Raw genomic sequence first — 10223 nt, forward strand, 5'->3', positions numbered from 1 at the left:
AACTGCACAATAGTGCTTGCAGAAAATCTGCTTAATGAACTATAGTTCTTATCACCAGATTCCTGTCCATGCACGATAGTGCAGTTTCGCAGAGGAGACACCCGCCGTGACCACCGCCCCCCGCGTCGACTACCAGACCACCCCCGCCCAATACAAACACCTGAAGCTGACGTTCGACGGCCCCGTCGCCACGCTGGCGGTGGACATCGACGAGAACGCCGGCCTGCGCCCCGGCTACAAGCTCAAGCTCAACAGCTATGACCTCGGCGTCGACATCGAACTGAACGACGCGCTCAACCGCGTCCGCTTCGAGCACCCGGAAGTGCGCACCGTGGTCGTCACCAGCGGCAAGGACAAGGTGTTCTGCTCCGGCGCCAATATCTTCATGCTGGGCGTCAGCAGCCATGCGTGGAAGGTCAACTTCTGCAAGTTCACCAACGAGACCCGCAACGGCATCGAGGACTCCTCGGCGCACAGCGGCCTGAAGTTCCTGGCCGCGGTCAATGGCGCCTGCGCCGGCGGCGGCTATGAGCTGGCGCTGGCCTGTGACGAGATCCTGCTGGTGGACGACCGCTCGTCGGCCGTGAGCCTGCCGGAAGTGCCGCTGCTGGGCGTGCTGCCCGGCACTGGCGGCCTGACCCGCGTGACCGACAAGCGCCACGTGCGCCATGACCTGGCCGACATCTTCTGCACCACCACCGAAGGTGTGCGCGGCCAGCGCGCCAAGGACTGGCGCCTGGTCGACGACATCGCCAAGCCGGCCGTGTTCGCCCAGAAGGTGCAGGAGCGCGCGCTGGCGCTGGCCGCGCAGAGCGACCGCCCGGCCGATGCGCGCGGCGTGGCGCTCGAGCCGATCGAGCGCACCATCGAAGCCGATGCGCTGCGCTACACCCATGTGACGATCGAGATCGACCGCGCCGGCCGCACCGCCACCTTTACGGTCAAGGCGCCGACGGGCGCGCAGCCGCAGAACATCGATGAAATCGTGGAAGCCGGCGCTGCCTGGTACCCGCTGCAACTGGCGCGTGAACTGGAAGACGCGATCCTGTCGATGCGCACCAATGAACTGGACATCGGCACCTGGCTGATCAAGACCAGCGGCGATGCCGCCGCGGTGCTGGCCAGCGACGCCACGCTGCTGGCGCACCAGGACCATTGGCTGGTGCGCGAGACCATCGGCCTGCTGCGCCGCACGCTGAGTCGCCTGGACGTGTCTTCGCGCAGCCTGTTCGCGCTGATCGAGCCGCAATCGTGCTTTGCCGGCACCTTCCTGGAACTGGCGCTGGCCTGTGACCGCAGCTACCACCTGGCACTGCCGGACGACGAGGACCGCGCACCGAAGATCACGGTGGCGGAAGTCAACTTCGGCCTCTACCCGATGGCCACCGGCCAGAGCCGCCTGGGCCGCCGTTTCTATGACGAACAGCCCGCGCTGGACGCGGTGCGCGCCAGGGCCGGCCAGCCGCTCGATGCCGATGCGGCCTATGCGCTGGGCCTGGTCACCGCCAACCCCGACGACATCGACTGGACCGACGAAGTGCGCATCGCGCTGGAAGAGCGCGTGGCGATGTCGCCCGATGCGCTGACCGGCATGGAAGCCAACCTGCGCTTCAACGGCCAGGAAAACATGTTCACCCGCATCTTTGGCCGCCTGACCGCGTGGCAGAACTGGATCTTCCAGCGCCCCAACGCCGTGGGTGAAAAGGGTGCGCTCAAGGTCTACGGCAAGGGCGACAAGGCCGCCTTCGACTGGAACCGCGTCTGATCCAGCCTTACACGACAACCGAATCGTCCCCTGAAGGAGACCACCATGTCCGGCATCAACTACAGCGACAAGATCCCCAACAACGTCAACCTGAGCGAAGACCGCACCCTGCAGCGCGCGCTCGAGCAATGGCAGCCCAACTACCTGAGCTGGTGGAACGACATGGGCCCGGAAGGCTCGCACCAGCATGACATCTACCTGCGCACTGCGATCAGCGTCGATCCGCAGGGCTGGGCCCACTTCGGCCACGTCAAGATGCCGGACTACCGCTGGGGCATCTTCCTGAACCCGGCCGAGGCCAACCGCAAGATCCATTTCGGCGACCACAAGGGTGAGGACGCGTGGCAGGACGTGCCCGGCGAATACCGCGCCAACCTGCGCCGCATCATCGTGACGCAGGGCGATACCGAGCCGGCGTCGGTTGAGCAGCAGCGCCACCTGGGCCTGACCGCGCCCAGCATGTACGACCTGCGCAACCTGTTCCAGGTGAACGTGGAAGAGGGCCGCCACCTGTGGGCCATGGTCTACCTGCTGCACAAGTACTTCGGCCGCGACGGCCGCGAGGAGGGCGAGGCCCTGCTGGAGCGCCGCAGCGGCCAGCAGGACAACCCCCGCATCCTGCAGGCGTTCAACGAGCAGACGCCTGACTGGCTGTCGTTCTTCATGTTCACCTACTTCACCGACCGCGACGGCAAGTTCCAGCTGTGCGCGCTGGCCGAATCCTCCTTCGACCCGCTGGCGCGCACCACCAAGTTCATGCTGACCGAGGAAGCGCACCACATGTTCGTGGGCGAGTCCGGCGTGTCGCGCGTGATCCAGCGTACCTGCCAGGTGATGAACGAACTCAAGACCGACGATCCGGCAAAGCTGCGCGCGGCCGGCGTGATCGACCTGCCGACGCTGCAGCGCTACCTGAACTTCCACTACAGCGTGACGATCGACCTGTTTGGCGCCGATGAGTCCAGCAACGCTGCCACCTTCTACAGCACCGGCCTGAAGGGCCGCTACGAAGAAGGCAAGCGCATGGACGACCACGTGCTCAAGGGCCAGACCTACCGCATCCTGCAGGCGCAGAACGGCCAGCTGACCGAGAAGGAAGTGCCGCTGCTGAACGCGCTCAATGAAGTGCTGCGCGACGACTACATCAAGGACAGCATGGCCGGCATCGAACGTTGGAACAAGGTCATCGACAAGGCCGGCATCCCGTTCCGCCTGAAGGTGCCGCACAAGGCCTTCCACCGCAATATCGGCGCGCTGGCCGGGGTCAAGGTATCGCCGGACGGCCGCGTGATCTCCGACGCCGAATGGCGCGACTTCCGCGACCAGTGGCTGCCCAGCGAAGGCGACCGCGCCTTTGTCGCCAGCCTGATGGGCCGCGTGGTCGAGCCGGGCAAGTTCGCCAACTGGATCGCGCCGCCGGTGATGGGCATCAACCGCCAGCCGGTGGACTTCGAGTACGTGCGCTTCAACTAAGCCACGGACCTGTCAACCACTCCCTGTTTGCTCCCCTCTCCCGCGTGCGGGAGAGGGGCCGGGGGAGAGGGCAGGCGCCACGACAAGGCGCCGCCGCCGTCAACGACCCTCACCCCGGGCGCCCCTCATCCTGTGGAGACCGCCATGGACATGGCAGAAATTCAAATCATCAAGCAGCACCTGATCGATCCCGAGATCTGCATCCGCTGCAACACCTGCGAAGCCACCTGCCCGGTGGGCGCGATCACGCACGACGCGCGCAACTATGTAGTCGATGCCGACCAGTGCAACTTGTGCATGGCCTGCATTTCCCCGTGCCCGACGGGCTCGATCGACAACTGGCGCGCCATGCCGAAGCTGCGCGCCTACAGCATCGAAGAGCAACTCACCTGGGACACGCTGCCGGAAGAACTGACGCCCGAGCAACTGGCCGACCTGGCGCCCGGTGCCGAGATGCAGACCGCCGCGCCGGAGATTCCCGCCGCGTCGCCGCTGGCCGGCACCGGCGAGGACGCCGTCAACAGCGCCCGCTACGGCGCCACCGTGCCGCCGTGGTCCGCTGCGCATGCCTACACCAACCTGTACGGCGCCAAGTCCGCCAACAAGACCATCACCGCCACCGTGACCGGCAACGTGCGCGTGACCGAAGTCGGGCGTGAGTACGACACCCACCACATCGTGCTGGACTTTGGCGCGACGCCGTTTCCGGTGCTGGAAGGCCAGTCCATCGGCATCGTCCCGCCGGGCACCGACGCCGGCGGCCGCCCGCACCATGCGCGCCAGTATTCAATTGCCAGCCCGCGCAACGGCGAGCGCCCCGGCTACAACAACCTGTCGCTGACGATCAAGCGCGTGCTGCAGGACCATGACGGCAGCCCGGTGCGCGGCGTGGCATCCAACTACATGTGCGACCTGAAGGTCGGCGACAAGGTCGAAGTGATCGGACCGTTCGGCGCCAGCTTCCTGATGCCCAACCACCCGCGCTCCAACATCGTGATGATCTGCACAGGCACCGGCAGCGCACCGATGCGCGCCATGACCGAATGGCGCCGGCGCCTGCGCAAGGCCGGCAAGTTCGACGGCGGCAAGCTGATGCTGTTCTTCGGCGCGCGCACCCGCGAAGAGCTGCCTTACTTTGGCCCGTTGCAGAACCTGCCCAAGGATTTTATCGACATCAACCTGGCGTTTTCGCGCACGGCGGGGCAGCCGAAACGCTACGTGCAGGACCTGATGCGCGAACGCGCCGCCGATCTGGCCGCACTGCTGGCGAGCCCCGACACGCACTTCTATGTTTGCGGGCTCAAGAGCATGGAAGAGGGCGTGGTGCTGGCGCTGCGCGACGTTGCGCAGCAGGCGGGGTTGCAGTGGGAGACGCTGGCCGAGGGGCTCAAGCGCGATGGGCGGCTGCACCTGGAGACGTATTGAACTTGCTACGCCCAGGCTCACTGCCGGGTTGTTGCTCCCCTCTCCCGCACGCGGGAGAGGGGAGCACACCGGCGGCATTGCGTGCACACATCCTCGGCGCTATACCCTCAATCCGTATCCACCTGCGCCTTGTGCTTCGACGCCATCTTGTCCTGCTGCGCCGGCGGCACGTTGTCGTAGTGGCTGAACTGGATGGTGTAGCTGCCGTGGCCGCCCGTGATGCTGTTCAGCCGTGACTGGTAGTCGTTGAGCTCGGACAGCGGCACCTGGCCGGCGACGATCACGGCGTTGCCGGCCGCGGTGCGCGTGCCATGGACCTGGCCGCGCTTGGTGGAGAGGTCGCCGATGATGTCGCCCATGGCGGTGCCCGGCGCCGTCACCTCGATGTCGACGATCGGTTCCAGCACGCTGGGCCTGGCCTTGAGTACCGCGTCGATGAAGGCCTTGCGCCCGGCGGTCGCGAACGCGACTTCCTTGGAATCGACCGGATGGCTCTTGCCGTCGAACACAGTCACGCGCACGTCCTGCATCGGGAAGCCCGCCAGCGGGCCGCTGTCCAGCACCTGGCGGATGCCCTTTTCCACGGCGGGAATGAACTGGCCCGGAATCGCGCCGCCCTTGACCGCATCGACAAAGTCGAAGCCCTCGCCGCGCGACAGCGGCTCCACGCGCAGCATCACTTCGCCGAACTGCCCGGCGCCGCCGGTCTGCTTCTTGTGCCGGTGATGGCCCTCGGCCTTGCCGCCGATGGTCTCGCGATAGGCGATCTTGGGCGGGCGCGTCACCACCTCCAGCTTGTACTGCTCGGTCAGCCGCTCCAGCGCGCAGCGCAGGTGGAATTCGCCCAGGCCGAACACCACGGTCTCATTGGTGCCAACCGGATGCTCGACGCGCAGGCACGGGTCCTCGGCGCTGAGCTTGTGCAGCACCTCGGCCAGGCGCTGCTCGTTGCCGCGCCGCGCCGGCTCGATCGCCAGCCCGTAGATGGGGGTCGGGAACTCCAGCGGCGTCAGGTGGATATTGCCGTCCTCAGTGGCGTCGTGCAGCACGGCATCGAAGCCGAGTTCGTCCACCTTGGCCACCGCGCAGATATCGCCCGGGCCGGCGCGCGGGATCTCCTGAGTCTCCTTGCCCTGCAGCCGCAGCAGGTGCGCCACCTTGAACGGCTGGCGCCCGTCGCCGATATAGAGCTGGCTGTCGCGCGTGACCGTGCCCTGGTGGATGCGGAACACCGCCAGCTTGCCGACATAGGGATCGATCACCACCTTGAAGACATGGGCCAGCACGTGCTTGTCAGGCACGGGAACGGCCCGCACCGCCTTGCGGTGTTCGCCGCCTTCACCGCCACCTTCGCGTGTCTCGCGATAGAACAGGGGCGGATTGCCTTCAGTCGGGTTGGGCAGCAGTTGCACGAATACGTCGAGCAGCTCGGCGACGCCGGCGCCGGTGGCGGCCGAGGTAAAGCAGATCGGCACCAGGTGGCCCTCGCGCAGCGCGCGCTCGAATGGCGCGTGCAGCTGCTCCGGCGTGATCGCCTCGCCCTGCTCCAGGTACAGCTCCATCAGTTCGGGATCGATCTCGATCACCTGGTCGATCAGCGCATCGTGCGCGGCGGGCACAGATAAAAAATCCGACTCGCCGGCCGGATTGAAGAAGCAGTCCACCACCTGGCTGCCGTTGCCGGCCGGCAGGTTGATCGGCAGGCATTCCTTGCCAAAGGCCTCCTGGATATCCGCAAGCAGCGCGGGCAGGTCGACCTTGTCGCCGTCGATGCCGTTGACGATGATCATCCGGCACAGCTGGCGCGCCTGCGCCCACGCCATCGCGCGTCGCGTGGTCATCTCGATGCCGGTCTGGGCATTGATGACGATGGCGGCGGTTTCCACTGCCGCCAGCGCACTGATGGCCAGGCCGGAGAAGTCGGGGTAACCGGGGGTGTCAAGCAGGTAGACGCGGGTGTCGCGGTAGTGCAGGTGGGCGGCGGCGGTGGTGAGCGAGCGTTTGTACTTGCGCTCGAGCGGGTCGCTGTCGCACACCGTGGAACCGCGCTCGATGCTGCCGGGCGTGTGCAGCGCACCGCCCTTGTACAGCAGTGCCTCGACCAGCGAGGTCTTGCCGCTCCCTGCATGCCCAAGCAGGGCAACGGTGCGGATGGCATCGGGACTATCGTGCATGTTGGCTCTCGGTTCGTCCGGCAATGACTCTCAGGGCATTATTGGCGAAATTTCGCGGAAGCGACATATGTGCGTGCCCGGCACCGTGCCATGCCGGACATGGAATAGCTGCCAAGTGGCGCGACCGGCGCTCGACCGGCCTTGTCTGGGCGCCGCGCGGCTTGCCTGCGCTGCAGCAAGCCGCATGCTGGTGCGCTGCAGCAAACTCAGCGGCGCACGTCGTCGTGGTCGGTCGACACCGCCAGCGCCTGCCATGCGGCCAGTTCGCTTTCCACCCGGCGGTTCTTCTCGGTGATGCGGTGGACCGTGTCCGAGCCCAGCGGCAGGCGCACCGGCGGGTTGTCGCTGTCCGCCAGGGCCAGCAGCGCTGCCGCCAGCTTGGCCGGGTCGCCGGGCTGCTGGTGGTTCGCCGAAGCCATGTGCTCACGCATTGCACCGACCGTATCGGCATACGCGGCGATCTCCGTGCGCACGCGCACCAGCGAGCTGGCGTCGAGGAAGTCGGTGCGGAAGAAGCCCGGCTCGACCACGGTGGCACGGATGCCCAGCGGCGACAGTTCGGCATCGAGCGCTTCGGTCAGGCCCTCCACCGCGAACTTGGTCGCGCCATAGACGCCCCAGCCGGGATACGCGGCGTAGCCACCGATCGACGAGATGTTGAGGATGCGGCCGCTGCGCTGCCGGCGCATCTGCGGCAGCACGGCACGCGTCACGGTCAGCACGCCGAACACGTTGGTGGCGAACTGCTGCTCGACCTCGCGCGCGGAGGCTTCTTCGACCGCGCCCAGCAGGCCGTAGCCGGCGTTGTTGACCAGCACGTCGATGCGGCCGAAGCGGGCCACGGCGGCCTTGGAGGCGGCGATGGCCTGTGCTTCGTCGGTAACGTCCAGCGTTACGCCCAACAGGTTGTCGTGTCCGCCCAGTGCGGCGGTGATCGTCTCCGGGCGCCGCGCGGTGGCGACGACCCGATCGCCACGCGCCAGCGCGGCACGGGTCAGTTCCAGCCCGAAGCCGCGCGAAGCGCCGGTGATAAACCAGACCTTGCTGGTGGCGTTGATGGTGGTGTTGGCGGACATGGTGAATCTCCTTTAGCTGTCGCCGGCGGGCTGCGCGACAAACGATATTTCCGGCCGTTTCGCTTGAGAAAAAGTCAAGCGTATGGGCGAAATGGGGCGTCTGGAAAGGCGCTTATACGCGGGAGTCAGCCGTTCAGGACACGCTCAGGGCACGATCCCGACCAGGCGCGACAGCGACTGCTCCGCGCCCCGAGCCGCCTCCGCCACGAAGTCGATGAAGCGCCGGACCCGCACCGGCATCTGGCTGCGATGCGGGTAGTACCTGTACATGCCGACATTGCTGCTGCTGTAGCCCGGCAGGATCGCCTTCAGTCGCCCGCTCACGAGGTCGGCGTGGATCATGTAGGCGGGCAGCTGGCCGATGCCCATGCCGGCGCGCACCGCTTCGACCTCGGCTTCCACGTCATTGAAGCTCGCTACGGCAGGCACCTCCTGGTAGACCAGGGCGCCGTCCACCTGCAGTTCCCATGGCACCATGCGCCCGGTGGCGGGGCGGCGGAAGCCCGTGCACTGGTGCTGCGGCAAGTCGTCGATGATGGCCGGCTCGCCGTGCCGCGCCAGGTAATCCGGCGCCGCGCAGATGACCAGCGGCAGGTCGCACAGCCGCCGCGCCACCAGGTTCTGGCCGGGGCTGGTGCCGACGCGGAAGCCGACGTCGATCCTGGCTTCGACCAGGTCGGTGAAGAGATCGCTCAGCACCACATCGAAGGTGATGCCGGGATATTGTTCGCGAAAGCCGCGCACCAGCGGGACCAGCACGCGGCTGCCAAGCGACGGCGGCGCGGTCAGGCGGATCATGCCGTCGTCGTCGCTCCTGCTGCCGCGGACCTGCTCGAGCGCTTCGTCGAGCTGGCGCATGCCGGGGGCGGCCAGTTCGAACAGGCGTGTGCCTTCTTCGGTCAGACTGAGCTTGCGGGTGGTCCGGTGCAGCAGCCGCACGCCGAGATGGTCCTCCAGCGTGCGCACCGCCTTGCTGGCGGCCTGCGGGGTAACGCCGGCCTCCATCGCGGCGCGGTGGAAGCTGCCGGCGCGCACCACGCCGAGGAAGAGGGTGAGGACACGGGCTTTGTCCATGACTGGCAACTGATGGTGAAGAGTCCGGCCATCATAGTGCGGATTCGGAAACAGCCGGCGGCCGTGGGCACCACGGACCTCGTGCCTGTGAACTACTGACAGAGCGGATGGAGAGTGGCAGAGGCTGCTACTTCAGCTCGCAATGCATGCAAAGCCCTGGCGGTATGCCTGCAATTTTGAGCGTATGCGATGCACGGACTTCAGCGGGAAGCGTCTCCGCGGAGCACAGCTCGAAGCCATAGCGGGCAAAATGGCTCGGGCAATTGCCGGTCGCCAGTACGGCGCGACGCACGCCTTGCGCGCGTGCGCGCATCAATACCGCAGAGACCAGGTGAGTTGCCACCCCCAACTGGCGAAACTCGGGAAGCACGGCCACAGACCGGATGACGATGAGATCGTCGTATCGTTCGGCGCCGGCGCATCCAACCACGCGGCCTTCCAGCTCCGCGACATGGAAAGCGTCCAGATGCGCTTCGATTTCGTGCTCGTCCAAACCGCATTGTGCGAGGACCTTCGAAACAGCCGGCAGATCTTGCGTGCCCGCAGAACGAATGCGTAGATCTTTGATCATGATGAAGCCTGTCGGCGGCGGTCCCTGACGCGTGGGCGGATTCGGGGTGTTCAGGTGTTGGGGGGAGAAAAGTACCTTATCCATCCCCGGCAGCCTGGGTTTTCGTATGAAAAACCCTAGGGTTTCGGGTAAGCCCTGTAAAGAAATACATTGAAAAATTGCGTCGAAGCGGCGGATACCTGCCGACGCCGCGGTTGCAGGCGGCGTCGGCGGCATGCTTCTCACCCGCCGGACTAGTGCCCGATCAGGCTCGATGCGGATCGGCAGCTCCCGCACGTGCTTGCCGGTCCGCTGGCTGATGCATTGCCGCAAATCGCGCAGGCTCCCATGTCGCGCGTTTGTAATTAAGTCCCTGACTTTCCTTGTAATCCGTGGATTCGCAACGCCCGCAGCGGAGGCTGAAGCGCGCAAGGGCCGCTGGTGCGCAGCCCGAGGCCCCCGCGCCTACGGCACGAATGTTGCGGGAGGTCCTGGCAGCGATGGGCATATCGCTGGCCCGGGAGGTGACCGGGTCGACCATCCACCCGCCACAAGGCGTCCGTCGGGTTTGCGACCGCGCCGGGACCTTTCGACCAAGGAGAGTTGTCATGAATATCGTCTGGCTTGTTGGGGCCGTAGTCATCATTCTCGCGGTACTCAGCTTCTTCGGCTTGCGCTAGTCCGCG

The 10223-nt window shown here is 66.2% G+C and carries 7 protein-coding genes; 3 read left to right on the forward strand and 4 right to left on the reverse strand.

The features are described 5' to 3' along the window. Positions 1-106: 106 nt before the first annotated feature. From boxC to boxA, 3 genes are all read left to right on the forward strand, one after another. Positions 107-1765, forward strand: coding sequence for a 2,3-epoxybenzoyl-CoA dihydrolase (gene boxC / locus A3A5_RS0101835; protein ID WP_018308957.1), 1659 nt, complete (start codon positions 107-109; stop codon positions 1763-1765). Positions 1766-1810: 45 nt separating this feature from the next. Further along, complete coding sequence (gene boxB / locus A3A5_RS0101840) at positions 1811-3238, forward strand: benzoyl-CoA 2,3-epoxidase subunit BoxB (protein WP_018308958.1); 1428 nt, start codon at positions 1811-1813, stop codon at positions 3236-3238. A gap of 144 nt (positions 3239-3382) precedes the next feature. Beyond that, positions 3383-4663, forward strand: a complete 1281-nt coding sequence (gene boxA / locus A3A5_RS0101845) for a benzoyl-CoA 2,3-epoxidase subunit BoxA (protein WP_018308959.1) — start codon at positions 3383-3385, stop codon at positions 4661-4663. 107 nt (positions 4664-4770) lie between these two features. Here the strand turns inward: boxA and fusA are convergent, their stop codons facing one another. The 4 genes from fusA to A3A5_RS40705 all read right to left on the reverse strand — a co-directional run bounded on the left by fusA (position 4771) and on the right by A3A5_RS40705 (position 9774). Continuing rightward, a complete protein-coding gene (gene fusA / locus A3A5_RS0101850) occupies positions 4771-6837 on the reverse strand; it encodes an elongation factor G (RefSeq protein WP_018308960.1) in 2067 nt (688 codons plus the stop codon). Between the two features lie 206 nt (positions 6838-7043). Continuing rightward, positions 7044-7913, reverse strand: coding sequence for an oxidoreductase (locus A3A5_RS0101855; RefSeq protein ID WP_018308961.1), 870 nt, complete (start codon positions 7911-7913; stop codon positions 7044-7046). A gap of 144 nt (positions 7914-8057) precedes the next feature. After that, positions 8058-8987: a LysR family transcriptional regulator gene (locus A3A5_RS0101860; protein WP_018308962.1), complete on the reverse strand. Its 930-nt coding sequence runs from the start codon at positions 8985-8987 to the stop codon at positions 8058-8060. A 127-nt stretch (positions 8988-9114) separates the two neighbouring features. After that, entirely contained in the window at positions 9115-9774 is a 660-nt protein-coding gene (locus A3A5_RS40705; protein ID WP_232431243.1) for a GNAT family N-acetyltransferase, read from the reverse strand. Between the last annotated feature and the right edge of the window lie 449 nt (positions 9775-10223).

This window comes from Cupriavidus sp. UYPR2.512, assembly GCF_000379565.1.
In the GTDB taxonomy this organism is placed as follows: domain Bacteria; phylum Pseudomonadota; class Gammaproteobacteria; order Burkholderiales; family Burkholderiaceae; genus Cupriavidus.

Coding starts and splice junctions, on each gene's coding strand:
- boxA (WP_018308959.1), top strand. CDS start 3,383: ATGGACATGGCAGAAATTCAAATCATCAAGCAGCACCTGATCGATCCC.
- A3A5_RS0101860 (WP_018308962.1), bottom strand. CDS start 8,987: ATGGACAAAGCCCGTGTCCTCACCCTCTTCCTCGGCGTGGTGCGCGCC.
- A3A5_RS40705 (WP_232431243.1), bottom strand. CDS start 9,774: ATGCCGCCGACGCCGCCTGCAACCGCGGCGTCGGCAGGTATCCGCCGC.
- A3A5_RS0101855 (WP_018308961.1), bottom strand. CDS start 7,913: ATGTCCGCCAACACCACCATCAACGCCACCAGCAAGGTCTGGTTTATC.
- boxB (WP_018308958.1), top strand. CDS start 1,811: ATGTCCGGCATCAACTACAGCGACAAGATCCCCAACAACGTCAACCTG.
- fusA (WP_018308960.1), bottom strand. CDS start 6,837: ATGCACGATAGTCCCGATGCCATCCGCACCGTTGCCCTGCTTGGGCAT.